Annotated in this window: 18 protein-coding genes; 16 read left to right on the plus strand and 2 right to left on the minus strand. The window is 48.3% G+C overall.

Annotated features, from left to right (window positions below; all coding sequences use genetic code 11):
• Positions 1-454 precede the first annotated feature (454 nt).
• From ACIFO6_RS12975 to ACIFO6_RS12995, 5 genes are read left to right on the plus strand one after another with little or no spacing between them, the layout of a single operon-like run.
• Positions 455-706 (plus strand): hypothetical protein, encoded by a 252-nt coding sequence (locus ACIFO6_RS12975; protein WP_430041053.1) that lies wholly within the window; start codon positions 455-457, stop codon positions 704-706.
• Positions 699-3,161 carry a glycosyltransferase family 2 protein gene (locus tag ACIFO6_RS12980; RefSeq protein ID WP_430041054.1) on the plus strand — a complete coding sequence of 821 codons (2,463 nt, stop codon included), beginning with the start codon at positions 699-701 and terminating at the stop codon, positions 3,159-3,161. Before ACIFO6_RS12975 ends, ACIFO6_RS12980 begins: the two co-directional genes overlap by 8 nt.
• A 23-nt stretch (positions 3,162-3,184) precedes the next feature.
• Positions 3,185-4,192 carry a glycosyltransferase family 2 protein gene (locus tag ACIFO6_RS12985; protein WP_430041055.1) on the plus strand — a complete coding sequence of 336 codons (1,008 nt, stop codon included), beginning with the start codon at positions 3,185-3,187 and terminating at the stop codon, positions 4,190-4,192.
• A complete protein-coding gene (locus ACIFO6_RS12990) occupies positions 4,155-4,574 on the plus strand; it encodes a GtrA family protein (protein ID WP_430041056.1) in 420 nt (139 codons plus the stop codon). Before ACIFO6_RS12985 ends, ACIFO6_RS12990 begins: the two co-directional genes overlap by 38 nt.
• A gap of 46 nt (positions 4,575-4,620) precedes the next feature.
• Complete coding sequence (locus ACIFO6_RS12995; RefSeq protein WP_430041057.1) at positions 4,621-6,252, plus strand: hypothetical protein; 1,632 nt, start codon at positions 4,621-4,623, stop codon at positions 6,250-6,252.
• Positions 6,253-6,365: 113 nt separating this feature from the next.
• On the opposite strand, the gene ACIFO6_RS13000 is transcribed toward ACIFO6_RS12995, so the two are convergent.
• Entirely contained in the window at positions 6,366-7,154 is a 789-nt protein-coding gene (locus ACIFO6_RS13000; protein ID WP_430041058.1) for an alpha/beta hydrolase, read from the minus strand.
• Positions 7,155-7,387: 233 nt separating this feature from the next.
• Here ACIFO6_RS13000 and ACIFO6_RS13005 point away from each other — a divergent pair, with 233 nt between their 5' ends.
• Positions 7,388-8,518: an S-layer homology domain-containing protein gene (locus ACIFO6_RS13005; protein WP_430041059.1), complete on the plus strand. Its 1,131-nt coding sequence runs from the start codon at positions 7,388-7,390 to the stop codon at positions 8,516-8,518.
• A 95-nt stretch (positions 8,519-8,613) separates the two neighbouring features.
• Here the strand turns inward: ACIFO6_RS13005 and ACIFO6_RS13010 are convergent, their stop codons facing one another.
• A complete protein-coding gene (locus tag ACIFO6_RS13010; RefSeq protein WP_430041060.1) occupies positions 8,614-10,032 on the minus strand; it encodes a VanW family protein in 1,419 nt (472 codons plus the stop codon).
• A gap of 224 nt (positions 10,033-10,256) precedes the next feature.
• Between ACIFO6_RS13010 and ftsE the strand changes: the two genes are divergently transcribed.
• From ftsE to ACIFO6_RS13060, 10 genes are all read left to right on the plus strand, one after another.
• Positions 10,257-10,943 (plus strand): cell division ATP-binding protein FtsE, encoded by a 687-nt coding sequence (gene ftsE / locus ACIFO6_RS13015; protein ID WP_430041061.1) that lies wholly within the window; start codon positions 10,257-10,259, stop codon positions 10,941-10,943.
• Positions 10,933-11,850, plus strand: a complete 918-nt coding sequence (ftsX, locus tag ACIFO6_RS13020) for a permease-like cell division protein FtsX (protein ID WP_430041062.1) — start codon at positions 10,933-10,935, stop codon at positions 11,848-11,850. Before ftsE ends, ftsX begins: the two co-directional genes overlap by 11 nt.
• Positions 11,851-11,933: 83 nt before the next feature.
• Entirely contained in the window at positions 11,934-13,217 is a 1,284-nt protein-coding gene (locus tag ACIFO6_RS13025) for a murein hydrolase activator EnvC family protein (protein WP_430041063.1), read from the plus strand.
• A gap of 208 nt (positions 13,218-13,425) precedes the next feature.
• On the plus strand, positions 13,426-14,892 hold the full coding sequence (locus ACIFO6_RS13030) for a S41 family peptidase (protein WP_430041064.1): 1,467 nt from the start codon (positions 13,426-13,428) through the stop codon (positions 14,890-14,892).
• Between the two features lie 165 nt (positions 14,893-15,057).
• Complete coding sequence (locus ACIFO6_RS13035; RefSeq protein WP_430041065.1) at positions 15,058-16,368, plus strand: serine protease; 1,311 nt, start codon at positions 15,058-15,060, stop codon at positions 16,366-16,368.
• A gap of 176 nt (positions 16,369-16,544) precedes the next feature.
• Positions 16,545-17,102 (plus strand): class I SAM-dependent methyltransferase, encoded by a 558-nt coding sequence (locus ACIFO6_RS13040; RefSeq protein WP_430041098.1) that lies wholly within the window; start codon positions 16,545-16,547, stop codon positions 17,100-17,102.
• A gap of 185 nt (positions 17,103-17,287) precedes the next feature.
• Entirely contained in the window at positions 17,288-17,827 is a 540-nt protein-coding gene (locus ACIFO6_RS13045) for an RNA polymerase sigma factor (RefSeq protein ID WP_430041066.1), read from the plus strand.
• Positions 17,814-19,025 (plus strand): DUF4179 domain-containing protein, encoded by a 1,212-nt coding sequence (locus ACIFO6_RS13050; RefSeq protein WP_430041067.1) that lies wholly within the window; start codon positions 17,814-17,816, stop codon positions 19,023-19,025. The genes ACIFO6_RS13045 and ACIFO6_RS13050 overlap by 14 nt, the downstream gene beginning before the upstream one ends.
• Positions 19,026-19,237: 212 nt before the next feature.
• Positions 19,238-19,621 (plus strand): hypothetical protein, encoded by a 384-nt coding sequence (locus ACIFO6_RS13055; RefSeq protein ID WP_430041068.1) that lies wholly within the window; start codon positions 19,238-19,240, stop codon positions 19,619-19,621.
• Between the two features lie 228 nt (positions 19,622-19,849).
• A complete protein-coding gene (locus ACIFO6_RS13060; protein WP_430041099.1) occupies positions 19,850-19,963 on the plus strand; it encodes a glycoside hydrolase family 48 protein in 114 nt (37 codons plus the stop codon).
• Positions 19,964-19,979: the final 16 nt, after the last annotated feature.

A 19,979-nucleotide genomic window follows, 5' to 3' on the forward strand; every position in this document is an offset into this window, starting at 1 on the left:
GATATCAAAATAGCAAGGGCACCGTTCGCGGTGCTTTTTGTGCTTTTTAAAGTATTCGGAGGGGATTTGCTTTAATGGTGATCTGAACAATGATAGATTGCGTAAGATTTCCTGGGCAGGTGCAACCACTAGAATTATAAAATAGTTCTATATACCTATGTATGCATTAGTGTGAAAGTTTCTAGAATTCACATTATTGTATACCTACTCCTACTACGAGTATGGTAGAATAGCACTAAGTTTTTAATTGCATTACCAATTCATCAGAACAGAACTGGTATCGAATGAATAAATGTAAGGTTTTTACAGGTCCCTCTTGACCAGAAGACTTGCATTAATGTGTAAACGAAGGGTTTAAATGAGAATAAGAGAATGTCCTGTTTTCAGGAAGACGTAAGACCATAGATGAAGGGACAGATCAAGAGGCAGAGTCCGGACGGTTCAGGGAGGTATTATGAGAAGCAAAAGAACGGCGCGGCAGTTAAAGAGCGCATGGATCGGTTATCTCGCTTCTGACGCCGATCAGCTGGTGTCTTTGTTGCACAAGGAGCGGATACAGGCGGAGAAGTTGCTGCGCGAGGAACGGGAGCTTTTCCACGCGGCGCTGGAACGGAAGAAGCAACGGGATACGGAGTTGAAGCAGCTGCTTGTGGATGCGCTCGCAGAAGAGCGGCGTTGGATTGAAGGGGCGGGAATCCATGGGTGACAGGCTGAAGTGGAGGATTGGGGGAGTTTCAATTCCCCAAACCAAGAGAAGAATAAAAGAAGAGCGTCAGCAGATCGCTCGGCTGGAGCAGCAGTTGGAGGCCCAGCGGACGGAGCAGGCCCCAGTGCTGTATAAGCTGGATTTTCATATTGAGGAACTGGAGCGGCGGCTTCAGGATACAGAACTGCGTATCCAGGCATTACAGAGCGCAGCGGATATGGCAGCAGCGGTGGAGCAATTGCTGGATGAAAGTGTGCAGGCTGGACAAGCGCAGGAGGCGCAGGTCCAATATCTTAGCGGCCAACAGGAACAGGCTGCGGCTGGAGCCGCCTTGGGAGTAGTCTCCAGCGCTCCTGGTTCCGCAGGCGGAGAGGCCGCCACGGGAATACAGAACGGACGGAACGGCAAGGCCCGCCTTGGAGATCAATTGGTGGACAACGGCATCATTACCCGCGACCAGCTTACCGACGCCATCCGAAACCAAAAACGTTACGGTGGCAGGCTAGGCGACATTTTGGTAGAAATGGGCTTCATTACCGCGGAGCAGTTGCAGGGGCAGGTGGACGGCGATGAATCCAAAGAGCGACTGGGCGACATGCTGGTACGTTCCGGCTATATTTCACCTGAGCAGCTAGAGCGCGCACTGGAGTTCCAGGCGAAGAGCGGTGGGCTGCTCGGCGATATTTTGCTTTCATTGCAAATGCTGGAGCCTGCGGATTTGTACCGCGCGATTGCTACACAGAACCGGATCGGTCGTATTGGTGAAGAACTGGCACTGAATGCAGCCTATAAGTTACCCGAGCAGGTGGCCATGGCTTACGGCGTGGTCGTCATTCATGAATATATGAACCGCTATATTGTGGCGGTCAGTGATCCGTTGCCGGAAGAGCGACGCTTGAAGCTGGAGGACATTCTCGGCATGCCGGTGGAGCAGGTGCTGGCGACCAAGGAAGAGATGGAGCAGCTCTGGGGTAAGATCTACGGTGAGGAAATGATGCAGGAGAGCACGACCGGATTGTTGGAAAAAGAGCCGCATAATTCGGCGCGTACGACCTTTACGAAGGGACAGCTCTGGGTGTTCGCGGCAATGGGCGTAATTACAGTGCTTGGTCTTTTCTGGAACAGCTGGAATACGGTGCTGATTATCAATATGCTGATTCAGTTGTTTTATTTTGCTATGACGCTCTTCAAATTCGGTATTATTTACCTCGGTTCTCGGCGTGGGGCGCAGCTTCGCTTCACGAAGGAAGAGGTCGACGCCATGGATGAGAAAAAGCTGCCGATCTATACGATTCTCGTACCGATGTACAAGGAGGCGGGCGTGCTTCCGATGCTGTTGCGGAATTTGGAGCAGCTTGATTATCCAAAATCCAAGCTGGATGTGCGGCTGTTGATTGAAGAGGACGATGTGGAGACGATTGAGTTGCTTCGTGAAATGAAGCTGCCCGCCTATTACACGACACTGGTCGTCCCTGACGGCTTGCCAAAAACCAAGCCGAAGGCGTGCAACTACGGACTTATTCGGGCGCGCGGCGAATTTGTAGTTATTTATGATGCCGAGGATCGTCCAGACTCCGACCAGCTTAAAAAGGTCATTGCGGCGTTCAACTCGCTCCCTGAGCATTATGCGTGTATTCAAGCGAAGCTCAACTATTTTAACAGTACGCAAAATTTGCTGACCCGCTGGTTCACGCAGGAATACAGCATGTGGTTCGAACTGCTGCTGCCGGGTATTATGCAGTTGGATACGCCTATTCCTTTGGGCGGAACATCCAATCATTTTCGGATATCCGTGCTCAAAGATATCAATGCGTGGGACCCCTACAATGTAACCGAGGATGCCGATCTGGGTATACGTCTGTATAAAGGCGGTTACAAAACCGCCATTGTCGATTCCCGTACATGGGAGGAAGCGAACAGTCGCGTAGGGAACTGGATTCGTCAGCGGTCACGCTGGATCAAGGGATACATGCAGACATGGCTGGTTCATATGCGCAATCCGGTCAAGCTGGTACGTGAGGTGGGCTGGAAAGGCTTTTTCGGCTTTCAGGTCATGATTTTGGCGACACCGATGCTGCCTTTGCTGAATCCGATTTTTTGGGGATTGCTGATTTTATGGTTTGGTTGGGAAATGGCCTTTATTCCCAAGCTGTTCCCTGGATATGTGTATTACCTGGCCAGCGCGGAATTTTATATCGGTAACTTTTTGTTCGTATTCAGTAACGTGGCCGGAATGTATTGGGTCATCGGTGAACTGGAAGAGCGCGGTGAACGTACATTTTCATATTCCATGGTCAAATACGGGCTTCTCTCTCCGCTGTATTGGGTACTTATGAGTATTGCTGCGGTGAAGGCGGCCTGGCAGCTCATTACCAAGCCGTTCTATTGGGAGAAGACGACGCATGGTCTGACCGATATGCATGACCTGGATGAAGCCCCGGCGCAGTCCTCCTGAATATGAAGAAAGAAGGGGCAAGAATGGAGACAAAAACACCTTTTTTATCTGTTGTCATTCCCATGTATAATGAAAGCTCACATCTGGAGCGTTCACTCAAGGTGATTGATGGGGTGCTGTCTGTGGTCACTTCACGCTATGAACTGATTGTCATAGATGACGGTTCCAGAGACGATACGTGGCTTAAGCTATCCGAATTGTCCCGCCGTATGCCTTCTCTGCTTGCACTTCGACTTAGCCGGAACTTCGGCAAGGAGCTGGCGTTGTGCGCAGGTTTGGAAAACGCCTCAGGCGATGCCATCATCGTTATGGACGGAGATTTGCAGCATCCTCCTGAGATGATTGGGGAAATGGTACATTTATGGCAGGAAGAGGGCTATGATCTGGTCGAATGTGTGAAGGAATTCCGGGGAGAAGAGTCGATGGGCAAAAAGCTTGGGGCTTCATTGTTCTACGCGACCTTGAATCGTTTGACAGGCTTTAACCTCAAAGATGCTTCGGATTATAAGCTGCTGGATCGCCGGGTGGTGGACGCCTGGATGGCGATGCCTGAACGGATTCCGTTTTTTCGCGGGATGACGGCCTGGCTTGGTTTCCGCAAAACCCAGATTTCGTTCCGGGTGGCTCCTCGGGAAGAGGGCCCCAGTCGCTGGAGTCCGTTGGGACTGGTTCGGCTGGCAGCGGAAGCCATAGTTTCGTTTTCAACCGTGCCGTTGCGGGTAGTAAGCTTGATGGGACTCATTTTTATGCTGATTTCAGTTATATTGGGAATTCAAACCTTGGCGCACAAATTAACGGGTACCGCTGTGACCGGTTTTACAACTGTTATTTTACTGCTCTTGATTATCGGCAGTGTATTGATGCTGTCCATCGGAGTGGTAGGAGAATATATCGCCGCCATATATCACGAAGTCAAAGCCAGACCTCGTTATCTGATTGCAGACAAACGAGCGAGCGCTGACCGATTGTGGGTGGATAGGGAGTTTAATCAACATGATCAGACGTTCATATCTAAAGTATCCAATCATTAAATATGGCATTGTGGGGCTGCTGGGTACAGGTATCCATGTCGGTGTACTTGTACTGCTGGTGGAGCTGTTCAGGGTGCCTGCGGTAACGGCTACTACGATCGGATTCGTAGTCACGCTGCTTGTATCATATGTGCTGAACCGGAACTGGACATTCGAGCCTACCGGGGAGGGGAGCCGCACCCAGTTTCTTAAATATTTGTTGGTCTGCTCCTGTGGCCTGCTCTTGAATGCAGGTCTGATGTACGCAACCATTCATTGGATCGGCTGGTCGTATCTGATCGGTGAGGTACTGACCACCATCATCGTGCCCGTTCATAATTATATCTGGAATCGCTATTGGATATTCTCCGTTCCACAACAGCGTCAGAAAAAGACTTCATGATTTTGAGAAAAAAACACCGCAACAAGTTTGAGGGGGAACGAGGGGAATGTCCTTTCGCAAATGGTCTGCAAACAGATGGATGGTTATAGGTCTGTTTGTGTTTATAATTGCGCTGGAGCTGTCCGCAGGCATTTATTTCAGTTATGTTCTGGGATACATGCATACGGATGCGCTCAGTCGCGTAGCCAATGCATTTTATGTGCTGTATAGCCGTGATCCGCATTTGGGTGCCATCGGATTCATCTGGAATCCGTTGCCCAGTCTTTTGGAAATGGTGATATTATTGCTGTATCCGTTATTTCCGGCATTAGCATCCTACGGATTGGCGGCTGTCATCCTGAGTACTACCTTTGCCGCTTTGACAGCTGTGCTGCTGTATCGGGCGGGTGTCAGAACAGGGCTTAGCTTGGGAATGAGCTTGATGCTGGCGCTGCTCTATGCGCTGAATCCGTTTATTTTATTGTTCGGTGCCAACGGGCTGAGCGATTCGCTATACATATATTTTATTATGATGACGGTGATTGAATTTGCGCTGTGGCTCAAGGACCGCATGACAGCGAGTCTGATCGTATCCGGCTTAGCGCTTGCCATGGCGTTCTGGACTCGATATGAGGCAGTTCCCCTCGGGGTGGCGATGGCAGCCGGCGTGGTCGTAGCCATTCTGTTTCTTCACCGGAACATGGGCAGACGTGAGCTGCCTTTTCGGGAAAAGCTACATAAGGTCGAGGCGACTTGGCTGCTGCTCCTGCTGCCTGTTGTCTTTTCCGGTCTGCTGTGGATTTTCTTTAACTATCTCATTATGGGAAATGCCTTTTATTTCCTCAATTCAGAGTATTCCAACACGGCGCAATCGGCAGAGCTGCTAAATGATGATAAATTCGTGGAAATCTTTAATCATCCGTTGGTTGCCTTGAAATTTATCGCTTCCAAGACCCTCTGGTATTCCGTGCCGTTGTTCGCTATTCTGTTCATTCGGCTGTTAAGCGGTCGGTTGTTGCGGTGGGGAACGCTGATTCTTTTACTATTGTTCCTGTCTGTGCCGGGTTTACAATTTTTACTCATGATGAAGCAATCCTCATATGGATGGTTCCGCTATTTTATGTACGTGTTTCCGATAACCGTCGCCTGGCTGCCGTATGAACTGAGTCAGCTCCAGGGTAGAGCGCGGCGGGCGGCCTTTGGTCTGGTGTCCGTCAGTCTGGTGCTTACGGCCGGATTGCTCTCCTATGCACTGACTCGCCCGGATATCGCGCCGGATGAGAACAGCTTCCTCACACGAACAGGGAATGTGAACTATGTGAGACAGGAAACGGACCGGAAAATTGCAGTCTGGCTAGATGAGCATTTGCCAAAGTCAACCATTATGACCGATTCGGCCTCAGCCTACACCATGATCGTGTATAGCCAGTACCCGAAGCGCTTCCTGATCACAAGTGATTATACGTTTAATAGGGCATTAAGCTATCCGCAGGAAAGTCATGTCGATTATATTCTTGTACCCCAGATCAAGTCGGGCATGCCACTGAGTAAAATCAACATGGTGTATCCGAATTTGTATGAAAAAGGAGCACCCTGGGTTCAGCTCGAACGCGAGTTTAACGGGGAATGGCGCTTGTACAAAGTACTACCCAAGTCACAATCCGATTCTCCATCTACGGCTACGATGACAGCTCCTTGATGTGTGGCAAGACCCTGAATCTTGATTGGCATATAGCTTCATAGTGAATACCCGCAGCTTAGCCACTTTGCCATGATACGGCGAGGGAAGCTGCGGGTATTTTTAACACTTATTTATCGCCTCTTGAGCGGCAACCAAGCGAGTACATCCTGGATTTTCGCGTCCCAGTATCCCCATTCATGAGTCCCTGGATCCTCTTCGTAGGTCAGTGGAATCCCGGCAGTATCGCACGCTTGTCGAAAGGTCTGGTTTCCCTCATACAGAAAATCCTCCGTACCACAGCATTGGTAGAGCAGGGGGAGTGAAGTTCCCAAGCTAGCATGACGTTGTAGCAGCTCCAGCAAGTCGTGATCTGTTCCGCGTATGTCATCTGGACCGAAAATGTGACTCCATTCCGTCGAACTCATCGCTTTATGTATAGGGTCGATGCGTGCCGCGTGTAAATCCATTACCCCCGAGAGACTGGCAGCGGCCGCAAAGCGCTCTGGATGCTGGAGTGCTAGTTTGAAGGCGCCGTACCCGCCCATGGAAAGACCGACAATAAAATTGTCTTCCCGCTTGGCGGACAAGGGAAAGAAGGAGCGTGCCAAAGCTGGCAGTTCTTCACTGATAAAGGTTTCATATGCCCCTCCCTGCTCCATATCCGCATAAAAACTCCGGTGTACCTGTGGCATTACAACAGCAATGCCCAGTGAAGCAACATAGCGTTCAATGGAGGTTCTGCGTAACCAGATCGAATCATCGTCCGACAGGCCGTGCAGCAAATACAGTGTTGGGTGTGGTCCGGTTCCTTGCTTACCCTCCAGTCCGATCTGCGAACGGGTTTCCTGAGGGAGAATAACATGCATGGATGTGCTCAAGCCAAGGACTTCTGAATAAAACTGACATTGAATAAGAGCCATAGGAAAACCTCTTTTACTAGGAATTTGTGACTTCAGTATAACGTAGCCTGTCTAAATATACATATCCCAGTGAATAACTAGGTATTAAGTCCTGAGTCCCATTTATGCTACATAAGGACGGGTTATGGTTATATGGGACGATTTTTTTTAATTTGGGGGTTTTTTGGGTTTGATTTCTGGTAAAGTGTTTAAAAAAAGAATGGTGAAGCCAATCCTAAGGAGGAATTCAGAGTATGGGAAATAAGTTCAGAAACACGATTACTGGTGTATTGAGCACAGGTCTTATTCTTAGCGCATTCAGTGTAGCCGCAGCTGCTCCTCAGAATACAGGCGGTCATTGGGCAGGAGATCAGGTACAACGTTGGTCGGCTACAGGAAAATTAGACGGTGCGGTGAAAACGGATGCGGCCATCACGCGTGCAGAATTTATTGTTCTCTTGAACCGCAGCCTCGGTACGTTCACGCAGGATACTCCGGCCGTTACGGACGTAACGTATGCGGACAGTGTTCAGGTAAACGGTAATGGAAGCAGAACATTCACAGATGTACCAGCTTCGCACTGGGCATACAATGAACTGACAAATGCCGTGAATGCAGGTTACATAAGCGGCTATGCAGATAACAAGCTCAAACCGAATGGGAAAGTAACACGTCAGGAAGCTGCCGCTATTGTGGGCAAAGCCATTGGACTGACAGCAGGTAATGCAGCAGACGTCACCAAGTTCATTGACTCCAACAAAATCGGATCATGGGCGAAGATAAGTGTAGCTGCCGCTGCGGAGCAAAAAATCATCAACGGTTATCCTGATGGTAAATTCCAGCCAATGAAGTCGCTGACACGTGCAGAAGCGATTGCTATTCTGGACGCAGCTTCCGGTTACAACCTGAGCGCGATTGATAATCTCACATCGACTCCTGGCGGCACGGTAACAGATTCCACGTATAGTAACGTTACGGATTCGAGTTCTGGTAACACGTCTACTTCTGGAAGCGAAACACAAGACAGCAGCACCAGCACAGACAGCACGGATACGACTACGGACAGCTCCACAACGACAGACACAAGCACTGGTACAACGACAGATACAAACACTGATGCGGTAGCTTCCAGTGATATACTTAAAGTAAACGAAGTGCATGATGGCGAAGGTACGATTATGGGGACAGCTAAAGCAGGTTCCACAGTAACCGTCTATTCCAACGATCTTCCAATCGGTAGTGCAGTAGCCAAGGACGATGGTACGTTTAGCATTAGCGTGCTTACTCAAAAAGCCACTGTTAGGCTGGTTGTCAAAGCAGTGGATGCAGACGGAAGCGAAAGTGCGCCTGTAGAAATTTCTGTTTCAGGCAAACGCAGCGAGTAAAACCATCCCGTCACTTGAAATCCCCCCTTAACTCCGCTGATACCCATCCAGGCGGTAGTCGAAGGGGGATTTTTTGTTATGCTTGTATGCATGCTTTATTCACTTATGCCATCTTCTACAATAGGCTCCTGCTGTTCGCGTGTTTGCGGCTCAGGCGATGTGCTTCCGCTGTGAACAGCCACAATACGCTGCTGCGCACGATAGGTATCACGGCTGATTCGGGTGCGTTCCACGGTCTTGCCATCTACGATCTTCATTCGGTACGTTTCCACCACGTATCCTGCCTTGCCCTGCCGAAGCACCTGATAGAAGCCGGGGGAGAGTGAGTCATTACGGATTGTTTTCTCTGGGATGGGTAATACACGAACCGTACGCGATTCCAGCTCATAGGACACATTGGACGGGAATGTGCCGAAAAATTTGACGGTAAGCGTCCGGTTTTGGACAGCGGCACGAAGGAGCAAATGCTTGCCTGTATTGTTTTTGAAGCGGAAATTGATAGATCCTGTAGCAAAAGTTGCATCCTGACCTTTGGGTAGGTAGCTGACCGGCAAGGAGTGGTTGCGGCGCTCAACAATGTTCAGACCGACTCGCAGCGCAGCATTATAGACGGTGCTGGATACCTGACAAATCCCGCCGCCAATGCCCGGTTCCAGCTGCCCGTTTACGATCACGGGAGCTTCACGAAAGCCATGTGTGCGTTCAGCCTTGGCAATGATCTGACCATAATCGAATATCTCGCCCGACTTGAGAATCAAACCGTCAACGGTGCTTGCCGCCGAATTGACGTTGTACACACGTCCTTCCGAGTTGCTGCTGAGGCTGGTGGAAAACTGGACAATTTTGCGCTCAATCCCTTCGCTCCGCAGACCGTCCACCGTAATGTCCGGCTCTAGTTGACGAAACGGCAACTCCACCCGCACCGGCTCCCCGGAAGCAGTAAAGTCCTTGGGCAGCGCCTTATCCAGCGCTACGCCCAGTTTGGACCATTCCAGACGCCTGGCAGAGCGGCCGGGAATATAGCGAATCTGATCGTCCCCGTCGATCTGGCGCACGGCATTGACAGGCTTGCCGTAACGCTGTTCCTCCCAATTAGCTCCGAACCTGGCCTGCAAGGCTGACTCCTGCCGGGAAGGTGTGATGGTCCATTCTTTTCCAAAGGAAAACCGCGTCTGCGCACGAGTCCAAAGATGCTCTGAGACGAGCGCGTTTACGGCATCGCGGAATGCCTTCGCTTCATAGTGGATACCCGCTTCCCCGAGCGTAAGCTTGATATCCTGCGCACTACTGTCGCTGTCCATCAGGATCAGGGGGCATTGCTTCAAATCATTCAGCTTTGTATCCAGCAGTCGGAGCGCGGCTGTTTTATCCATATTTCCCACATTGACTCCTCCGACTGTTACGCCCTTCGGCAGCGTTTGCCTGTCGGCGTACAAATGTAGTCCTCCCCACAACATGGCTAGCGCCAGAATTACAGTCCATATCCAGATGAAGGATAAATGAATTTTTTTCATAATACGGCTGTCTCCTGTCTCGTAAGCTTGGCAGCGTATTCATGTGCCATAATATTTATATATATGTGCCAAAAGCAGAAAACTTTCGGTACTATTCAGGTAACAAATTTGTTACAATGATAAACGGTATGATGAAATACAGGACTTTTTAAAGGAAATGCATGGAATATGTCGAATGGATAATAAGTTATACGTAATCTGATTAAGCAGCGGGAAGTGATCGAGTGATTGAAATGCAGGATGTGTGGAAGACCTATACTAATGGAACCCACGCACTTCAGGGAGTATCGGTCAAAATTGACCGTAATGAATTCGTATACGTAGTCGGCCCGTCCGGGGCGGGTAAATCGACTTTTATGAAGCTTATTTATAGAGAAGAAGTACCGACCAAGGGGCAAATTTCAGTTAATGGATTTAATATCGGGAAGCTCAAGCAGCGTAAAATTCCCTACGTTCGTCGTAACATCGGAGTCGTTTTTCAGGATTTCCGGCTTTTGCCGCGTTTGACGGCCTATGAGAATGTCGCTTTTGCGATGGAAGTCATAGAGGCTCCCAAGAAGCTGATTCGCAAGCGGGTGCCGGAAGTGCTCGAACTGGTTGGCTTGAAAACGAAAATGAATCGTGAGCCTGCCCAGCTTTCTGGTGGGGAGCAGCAACGCGTAGCTATCGCACGGGCTATCGTCAACAATCCGTCCGTGATCATTGCCGATGAGCCCACAGGTAATTTGGACCCCGAAACATCGTGGGAGATCATGCAACTGCTGGACGAAATTAATTTTCGCGGCACGACCATTGTTATGGCGACACACAATAAGGACATCGTAAACTCTATGCGTAAACGCGTCATTGCCATCGAAAATGGCAACATCGTAAGGGATCAGGTGAGAGGGGAGTACGGATATGACTTTTAATACCTTCTTGCGTCATGTGCGGGAAGGTTTCAAAAATATATTCCGCAATGGCTGGATGTCCGTGGCATCCGTCACCTCGATTGTTGTGTCACTGCTTATACTGGGCGTGTTTATTATGCTGGTGCTCAACGTCAATTCCTTGGCTGACCAAGCGGATGGCCAGGTGGAGGTTAACGTATTTTTGGAGCTGAATGTGGAGCAAAGCATGCGTGAAACGCTACAAAAGGAAATTGCGGCGATGCCGGAAATTAGCAAAACCACCTTTATCACCAAAGCTCAAGGCTTGGAGGAGCTGCGAAAAGATTTGGGAGACAGCGGCAAGGAGCTGCTGGAGGGTTTTGATAAGGACAGCAATCCGCTTCCAGACAAAATCGTTGTAGAGGTCATTGAACCGACGACGGTCCCATTTGTGGCTGAGAAGATTGAGAAGCTGAACACGATACACCCAGAGAAACCGATTTTAAAGGTCCGTTATGGAAAAGGTACCGTAGAAACGCTCTTCACCATTACCAAGCTCATCCGTAATGTGGGCTTTGTATTCGTAGCTGGATTGGGGCTTATGTCCATGTTCCTGATTTCGAATACGATCCGCGTGACCATTTTGGCACGACGCAAAGAGATTGGCATTATGAAACTGGTTGGTGCGACCAACTTTTTTATACGATGGCCGTTTTTTATTGAAGGTGCGCTTATTGGCCTGATGGGTTCCATGATTACCGTAGGTATTTTGTTTGCTGGTTATCAGCGTTTGCTTACAGCCGTTCAAGGAGATATTGCGCTGAGCATGTTGAAGCTTATGCCGCTTCAGGGCGTTTGGATTCAATTGAGTGCCTTGCTAATCATTTTGGGGATGCTCGTCGGGATTGTAGGCAGTACCCTGTCCATGCGCAAGTTCTTGAAAGTATAAGATTCATTGGTGGATGTCACAGTCGGTATTCTTTAGAACGGGGAAGCCGGTGTTATTTTGCGATAAAGGATGGGGAGTGCAAGTTGAAAAAAACAGGATCTGTGTTGGCCGCTACCTTGGTAGCCGCATTGCTAATCCAGCCTTCTGACGGATATGCCAAAAGCATGCATGAAATCAATTCGCAACTGAATCAATTGGAAAAGCAGGCCCAATCTGCCAAGCAACAGCAGGAAAAGGCAGCTCAAGATAAACAGTATGCCCAACATTACAAAAATAAAACCGTGCAAAACCTGAAAATGGTACTCGACCAGATTAACAGCGTCAGCGACCAATTGACTCGTGTAGCAGTTCAGATTGATCAAACCGAAGATAATCTGCGTGCAACCAAAAAAGATTTATCTGAAGCCATTGACCGCATCCAGGCACGTGAAAAGATGCTGGAAACCCGTGTGCGCTTGATGTATACGGACGGAACTGTTTCGTATATGGACGTGCTTATGTCTTCGGCCAGCTTTAGCGATTTCCTCAGCCGGGTCGATTCCCTGAAAACGATCGTGGAGCAGGACCAAATCCTGCTGGACGAGCATAAAAAGGACAAGGCTCTGGTAGTCAGCAAGAAGAAGCAACTCGACACAGAATATAAAAATGCCAAGAAGCTGTATGCCCTCAAACAGGGCGCCAAAGCTGAGCTGAATTCGAAGGAGCAAGAGAAGCAAAGACTGATAGCCAATTATGATCATGATATTGCTGAGTCGGATGAAATCAGTGAAGAGCAAAATGATATGCTGGTAGCCCTCGCTAACAAACGTGTGGGTCTGGTGCAGGAGAAAAACAAGCTCAGAGCGGAGCAGGCTGCCAAAGCAGCACGTGCTAGAGCGGCTGCACGTGCTGCTGAAGCCAAGCGATATGCTTCTTCATCCTCAGGCGCAGGCTCCAATTCCAGTCATGCGGCAGCCAGTACGTATACGGGTGGATCGGGCACGTTGGCTTTGCCTGTATCCAATTACCGACTCTCATCTACGTTTGGTATGCGGGTACATCCGATTACCGGCAAGCTTAAAGGCCATACAGGCATTGATATGGCGGCTTCACAGGGAACCGATATTCATGCAGCAGAAGATGGTGTTGTCATTGTTGCGGAATGGTGGAGTGGCTATGGCAATACGGTCGTGATCGATCACGGAGACGGATTATGGACTCTGTACGGACATATTCGCAATGGCGGTACGGTGGTACGTACAGGACAGACTGTGAAACGCGGTCAAAAAATTGCAGAAGTTGGTTCGACGGGCAATTCAACAGGACCTCACTGCCATTTTGAGGTGCGCGAGAATAACAAACCAGTAAATCCGATGAACTATCTATAGTTGAAAAAGGGAAGCCCTATTTGTAGCCAATGCGGCTGTAGATAGGGCTTTACCTTCATAGCTTGATACCCGGTGCAGAACATGTGCATTGAAACACGGAGTAGGATACAATTAACATATTCCGTACAAGCTAGTCGTATACTGCGTGGATGGATATGCGTTGTAAGGCAATAGTATACAAGATCAATAGAAGGCGGTGGACGATTAGATGTTGAAAAAAAGTACAGCGGTACTCTTGATGGTGATTGGGCTGCTTGGCGGTAGCCTGCTCACTTTTGCTTATACTGGAACGACGACAGTGGGAAGCAGCGCTCTGGGCGAAGGATTGCTGGCGAGCATGACAGGTAGCAGTTCCACCTCCAGAAGTGATATCCGCAAAATCGAGACAGCGATGGATCTGATCCAGGGGCAATATTATCAGGACGTCGACCGTACCAAGCTGGTGGACGGAGCCATCAATGGTATGATGGAATCGCTCGGCGACCCATATTCCTCTTATATGGGCAAAGAAACAGCACAGCAGTTTGAACAGTCCATTGAAGGCTCCTTTACCGGAATCGGGGCTGAGGTAGCGGCAGAAAACGGAAAAGTGGTCGTAGTAACGCCAATTAAAGGCTCACCGGCCGAGAAGGCGGGACTGCGTTCCAAGGACATTATTTTGTCTGTTAACGGCGAAACGCTGGATGGTCTGGATTTGAACAAGGCCGTTTCCAAAATACGTGGACCTAAAGGTAGTCAGGCCAAGGTCAAAATTCAGCGCAACGGTTCTCCTGATTCGTTGGAATACACCATTACCCGTGACAGTATTGATATGGAAACCGTGACAGCTCATATGGAAAGCGGTGGTGTAGGTGTCATCACGATTACCCAGTTCTCCTTGAATACAGCAGAGCGTTTTAAAGAAGAACTCGCGAAGCTGGAAAAACAGGGACTTAAAGGGCTCGTCATCGACGTGCGTAATAACCCGGGCGGCGTACTTTCCGTCGTGATTGATATCGCACAGCAATTTGTACCTGCTGGCAAAACGATTGTACAAGTGGAAGACAAGAATCAGAAGCGTGAAGAAGAGAAATCCAAAGGATCAAGTAAGAAATATCCGGTGACGCTGCTCATGAATAAAGGTAGCGCAAGCGCATCCGAAATCCTGGCAGGCGCTCTCCAGCAATCGGCTGGCGCAGTATTGATCGGGGAAAATTCCTTTGGTAAAGGTACTGTACAAACCAGCTATGACAAGCAAATGGGCGACGGTAGTCTGCTCAAAATCACGATTGCCAAATGGCTGACGCCAAATGGAACGTGGATTCACAAAAAAGGAATTAAACCGAATATTGCGGTGGATCAGCCTGAATTCTTCACAGCAGCGCCACTCAACAAGGAAAAGCCGTTGAAATACAATATGAATAGCGGCGATGTGAAAAATGCGCAAATCATTCTGCAAGGCTTGGGCTACAAGCCAGGCCGCGAGGACGGCTATTTTGATAAAGTGACGGAAAGCTCCGTTCTTGCTTTTCAAAAACAGGCGAAGCTGATGGTTAACGGTGTGATTGATGCGAAGACAGCAGCGGCGATGGAAGCCAAGCTGATCGAAAAAATCCGCGATCCGAAAAATGACAATCAACTCAAGCAGGGGATTGAAGAGATTCGGAAGGAAATGAAGACCAGCGCAGCGAAATAATAATAAGGCTACAACAAAGGGGGCTGGAAACAGCCTCCTTTTATTGTGGGATTTATTTGCAGTCTGCCGGATTGTCTTCCCTACGTTGGCAATTTCATATAGAATAAATGGATATGAAATGTACGTGATCCGCTAAACAGCGGGCCAGGGGCATAAGGAGTGTGAATGAACTTGGAATGGGCTTTACAATGGGGATGGAGCGTTCTAAATGCTTGCTTGTACCTGCTTTTGCAGCCGTTTTACTATATCTCAATACTCATTGTCGCGCTTGGCTATCGTCGGCAAATGCTGCTGGAGCGCAAGCTCTTTCATACCAGGCTGCACAATTGGCCGGGGGAAACGTGGCGTGTAGTCTGGAGTGGTCTAATTGCGGGGCTGGCCCTGTCTGCTCTGGGAATGTTCGTAAGTGTGCATCTGACCTCAGCCTCCATCGTATGCCTGTGGGTGACCACATTGCTGCTTATGCTGGTACGCGTGCGTTACCTGTGCCTTGCCTATTCGGTGGGCCTGCTGGGTGTAGCCCAGTTTGCTCTGAACGTGGCGGAGGGCTGGCAGCCTGAGGGAGCGCTTGGAACATCGGTGGCAGCCATCCGTGGATTGGATATTCCAGCGTTGCTGGTACTCGTTGCTGTGCTGCATGTGGCTGAGGCGCTGCTGGTTCGCTGGCAGGGAGGAAAGGCCGCAACCCCACTGTTCGTGGAGGGCAAGCGGGGAAGGCTGGTCGGTGGCTACCGGATGGAAGACCTCTGGCCCATTCCGTTGTTGCTGCTGGTTCCTGTTCAGGGAGGCTTTGCGCTTCCGTGGACGCCGCTGTTTGGTGATGGAACCGGATATATGCTGGCAGCCTTGCCTGTTCTTATGGGGTTCAGCAGCGTGACGTTAGGCCAGTTGCCACGCCAGAAGGCGGTGCTAACGTCCAACCGCCTGCTTCTCTACAGTGTAGCCTTGCTCCTGCTGAGCCTGCTGGCGGCGTGGTGGAGTCCGCTGACGCTAGTGGCAGCGTTGTTCTCCTTCCTCGCCCATGAGGCGCTGATCTGGTACGGCAACATGGAAGAGAGCCGTCTCAGCCCTATGTTTGTTCATCCGGAGCAAGGGTTGCGTGTACTGGCTGTGCTGCCGGATAGTCCGGCGACGGCGATGGGCATTCTGCCCGGTGAGGCTATTTACCGCGTCAACAGCGTCGTCGTGAACAGCCGCAACGAGCTGCATCAAGCCTTGCGGATCAACTCCGCTTTTTGCAAGCTGGAGGTACGCAACCTTCAAGGTGAGAGCAAGTTTGTACAGCGCGGTATGTACGATGGCGATCATCATCAGTTGGGAGTCGTGCTTGCACCGGATGCGGACGCAAGCTGGGCTGTATCCATACGTCCTGCCTCCATCTACCGGATTGTTGCCATGCGCTTGGGCGCACGACGGCGTAAAGGTGGACAGGCATCCAAGACGGAGAGTCCAAGTGTGGACACGATAGAAAAATAAAAATTACAGCGAGAGGGCAGTTTTATTTGACTAGATTTGAATAAGACTGTCCTCTTTTTATATTCAGACTGTAGCCTGCTTGAAATGACTATTCTGATCAAGATACAATGAATATGTAATGCGATATCTGGATGAACCGAATGCCTATTATGTGTGTCAAGCAGGGAGAGGGAAAGATGAATGCGATTCATTTTATTCGAGAGTATATCAGGCATCCACGCAGCGTAGGCGCTGTCATACCAAGCTCAAGACAGTTGGCCAAGCAAATTACCACACCAATCTACTTTGACCAGGCATCGTGCATCATTGAGTATGGCGCAGGTACCGGTGTGTTTACGCAAGAACTGATTAAGAACAAGCGCCCGGATACGCTACTGCTAGTGATTGAGGCCAATGAATCGTTTTACAAAACATTGCAAAGCAAGTACGGACACTTGGAGCAAGTACACGTCATTCATGGATCGGCCGAGCATGTAGCCCGGTATATGAAACAGTATCATGTCTCGAAAGTGGATTACGTCGTATCAGGACTCCCTTTTACCAGCTTGCCTGCCGCCTTATCCAGCCTGATTTTGGGACAAACGGCCGAAGTATTGGGTCAGGAGGGCAAATTTATTACGTTCCAGTATAGTAAGGTAAAACACAATTTCTTTCGTACCTTCTTTGGCAATATCCAGATCAAAAAGGTACATTACAACGTCCCGCCCGCCTATGTTTTCACGTGCAGTCTGTAATCGGTTAGCTATGTAGAGGATTAAAATAAATACGAATGTGAAAATACGGATTTCCATGAGAAGACCTGGTCAGCGTCATTAAGATGTTGAAAAGGTCTTTTTTTGTTGAGCGTTTAGGAAGAAAATTGTAACGCATTGCCCTTTCAAATGATCTAATAGATAAGCAACTTGAAAGGAGGACTCCTTTGAATATCGAGAGTGAGGTCAAAAAGGCGCAAGGCGGGGATAGACGAGCTTTTGTGAACATCATCAGAGAAGTGGAGAGCGACCTGTATGGAATGGCGCATTCTATCCTGCGAAATGAACAAGATAGTGCTGATGCTCTACAAGAAGCAATACTCAGGGCATACAAGTCTTTGGGTACACTACGGGATGGAAGTCTCTTTAAAACCTGGATGTATCGGATTGTAATCAACGAGTCGAATAAAATAGCTAACAAGCGTTCTCGCTCTGGTACGGTATCTGAGTTTTCACACCATCAAATGAGTATCCCAGGAGAGTATGAAAATATTGAATTGCATGAAGCAGTTGAGCAGTTGGAGGAGCCGATGCGAATCGTTATTATGTTGAGATACTTTTATGATCTGAATATTAAGGAGATTTCAAAAGCATTGGACATTTCAGAAAGTCTGGTTAAAACGCGTTTGTATCGTGCGCGGAAATCCCTGCTGCGCAAGTTATCAAATCCAGGAGAAAGGGGAACACCGATCCATGGAAGATATTAATCTGGATGATGAGTGGAAAACAGCTAAAGAATGCTCCCGCAACAAGCATGTCATTACCCCATATGTGCGTCAACGGCTGGAAACGGTATATAGCCAGATTGAAACAGGTTTTGTCTATCAAAATACGAATTCTGTGGATTCAGCCTCTCGTCGCCACAAATTCAAGAGAATCGCCCTGACAGCTTCTTTAGTTACAGTAATGAGCAGTGGAATGATAGCCCCAGCATTTGTTTCCCCTACGATAGCGAAATCGTTGTGGCAAGTTCCATTGGTAAACAGTGTCTTGCAATTGGCTAGTAACTGGGGAATTCCAACAGCAGGCGGGAGTGCATTTATGCGAGCGGGTGACTTGGGACTTCAGCAGGTCGAAGAAGCAGGACTTGTAACAAAAGTGGCGGCCAGCAGCACTCATAACGGAACCCAACTCCGTATCTCTCAAGTTGCTTATGATGGTGTCCGTATGGCTCTGACGCTGGAAAGTAACCGGGAGGACTTGGGCACAACGCTGCATGATCGAATTGAAGATATCACATTATGGTGCAATGGCAAACCATTTCAATTTGATGGCCCTTCGCTAATTACTAACTCTGGAGGCACTCCGGGTTCCGTCATCGTTTATTATAGTGATTTGGAAAGAATGTACTCGACAGGCAAAGGACTTCCTGACCCATTTAAACTAACGGCAGAAATACAAATTACAGGAATAAAACAGCCCTTTAAGCTTGAATTACCTGTGCAAAAGATTCCTTCTAAAAACTTGGTGCTCACACCTCGAATGGAAAAATCAAATGATTTTACCCGTTTGGTTGTGGAAAAATTAGAGATGACACCGATGTCTACCATGATCGTGACTAAGACCCATTACATAAGCCCAGGCCCGACTACGCATGGGAGTAAGGCATACGGGTATGGACTGGCTATGAATACACTAAGCTATGCGATTTTGGATGATAAGGGGCAGGAACAACAATGGATTAATGGGGATTTAGGACGTCCTGGAACTAAAACAAGGACAGGTATTCACCAAATCCTCGTAACTCCCTTTGAGAAAACACCCAAATTCATCACCATTAAACCCTATTTTAATGTAATCGGTCCGGGAGGCAAACCTGTATACAATGAACAAGGGAATTGGAAAAGAACATACCTGCCTGAACTGGAAATGAAAATTCCAATTGGAGAAAATAAGCTCAAGTAAGGTTTGAGTTTGAGGTAGATACGGAGAACTCTTCGGATGAAGTAGATCTGGAGAGTTCTTTCTGGAGATATAGGGATATGTTTAAATGCAAAATTTGTTTAAGGAATCATATTTTAAAATGTGACTTAACCTATATATTACATATGCTGGAACCTGTTAGATTTTGTGTGATCTACCGATTAATCTGAACTTTGTTAAAAGGGGATTTATATATGGTAAAACCGCTGATGTTCATGCGTTGGTGTGAGTATTATAAATTAAGTGATCGTGAAACAGATTTTATATCGTTTTTTATGATGAATTTCTCAGCCGCGCGATCAGGCAATCAGCCAAAGCTCAGGGATCAGTTCATCGAAATCCAGAAAAAAACCTTTCCCGAATACCCGTTTGATATTACCCCGGAAGAACTGGATTACCCCAAATTTGATGGATTGATGAAGCAGGTATTAAAAATTCATTTTGATACGGCGGAGCTGTTATATTCCTTCTATCTTCAAAAGCTGTGCGCCCCCTTGGCAGAATATATTTTATCCACTGGAGAATCAGAGCCTGCACGCATCTATTATGAGCTTATTCAAAAGGATAAGGTACGGTAGGGGAGAAGGGTATAAATCAAAAATTTTTCATGAGGAATGGTTTTTACTTTGAGATGATAAAAGCTATATACTGCAATATGACTTTTAAGTATTCGTAAAAGCATTGGAAGGCAATGCAGCATTCTTACACCACCATGTTTTAAATATAAATAGATAACCTATATAGCTAGAACAACCTTGTGGCGAATTCATGTTCTACTATATGGGTATCTGGAATAATCTATGTATATGGACCTTCGGTCCAACCAATGGTTCGATATGCAGGCTTGGTCGATAGAATGTATAGCAGAGCTGTACTATTACACAATTGTCAACAAGAAGCCGGTAACGGTACTACCATAATGCAAACGGCAAACCC

Origin of the sequence: Paenibacillus sp. NRS-1781 (assembly GCF_050467745.1) — a bacterium.
Lineage (GTDB): Bacteria > Bacillota > Bacilli > Paenibacillales > Paenibacillaceae > Paenibacillus > Paenibacillus terrae_A.

Coding starts and splice junctions, on each gene's coding strand:
- ACIFO6_RS12975 (WP_430041053.1), top strand. CDS start 455: ATGAGAAGCAAAAGAACGGCGCGGCAGTTAAAGAGCGCATGGATCGGT.
- ACIFO6_RS12980 (WP_430041054.1), top strand. CDS start 699: ATGGGTGACAGGCTGAAGTGGAGGATTGGGGGAGTTTCAATTCCCCAA.
- ACIFO6_RS12985 (WP_430041055.1), top strand. CDS start 3,185: ATGGAGACAAAAACACCTTTTTTATCTGTTGTCATTCCCATGTATAAT.
- ACIFO6_RS12990 (WP_430041056.1), top strand. CDS start 4,155: ATGATCAGACGTTCATATCTAAAGTATCCAATCATTAAATATGGCATT.
- ACIFO6_RS12995 (WP_430041057.1), top strand. CDS start 4,621: ATGTCCTTTCGCAAATGGTCTGCAAACAGATGGATGGTTATAGGTCTG.
- ACIFO6_RS13000 (WP_430041058.1), bottom strand. CDS start 7,154: ATGGCTCTTATTCAATGTCAGTTTTATTCAGAAGTCCTTGGCTTGAGC.
- ACIFO6_RS13005 (WP_430041059.1), top strand. CDS start 7,388: ATGGGAAATAAGTTCAGAAACACGATTACTGGTGTATTGAGCACAGGT.
- ACIFO6_RS13010 (WP_430041060.1), bottom strand. CDS start 10,032: ATGAAAAAAATTCATTTATCCTTCATCTGGATATGGACTGTAATTCTG.
- ftsX (WP_430041062.1), top strand. CDS start 10,933: ATGACTTTTAATACCTTCTTGCGTCATGTGCGGGAAGGTTTCAAAAAT.
- ACIFO6_RS13030 (WP_430041064.1), top strand. CDS start 13,426: ATGTTGAAAAAAAGTACAGCGGTACTCTTGATGGTGATTGGGCTGCTT.
- ACIFO6_RS13035 (WP_430041065.1), top strand. CDS start 15,058: ATGAACTTGGAATGGGCTTTACAATGGGGATGGAGCGTTCTAAATGCT.
- ACIFO6_RS13040 (WP_430041098.1), top strand. CDS start 16,545: ATGAATGCGATTCATTTTATTCGAGAGTATATCAGGCATCCACGCAGC.
- ACIFO6_RS13050 (WP_430041067.1), top strand. CDS start 17,814: ATGGAAGATATTAATCTGGATGATGAGTGGAAAACAGCTAAAGAATGC.
- ACIFO6_RS13055 (WP_430041068.1), top strand. CDS start 19,238: ATGGTAAAACCGCTGATGTTCATGCGTTGGTGTGAGTATTATAAATTA.
- ACIFO6_RS13060 (WP_430041099.1), top strand. CDS start 19,850: ATGGACCTTCGGTCCAACCAATGGTTCGATATGCAGGCTTGGTCGATA.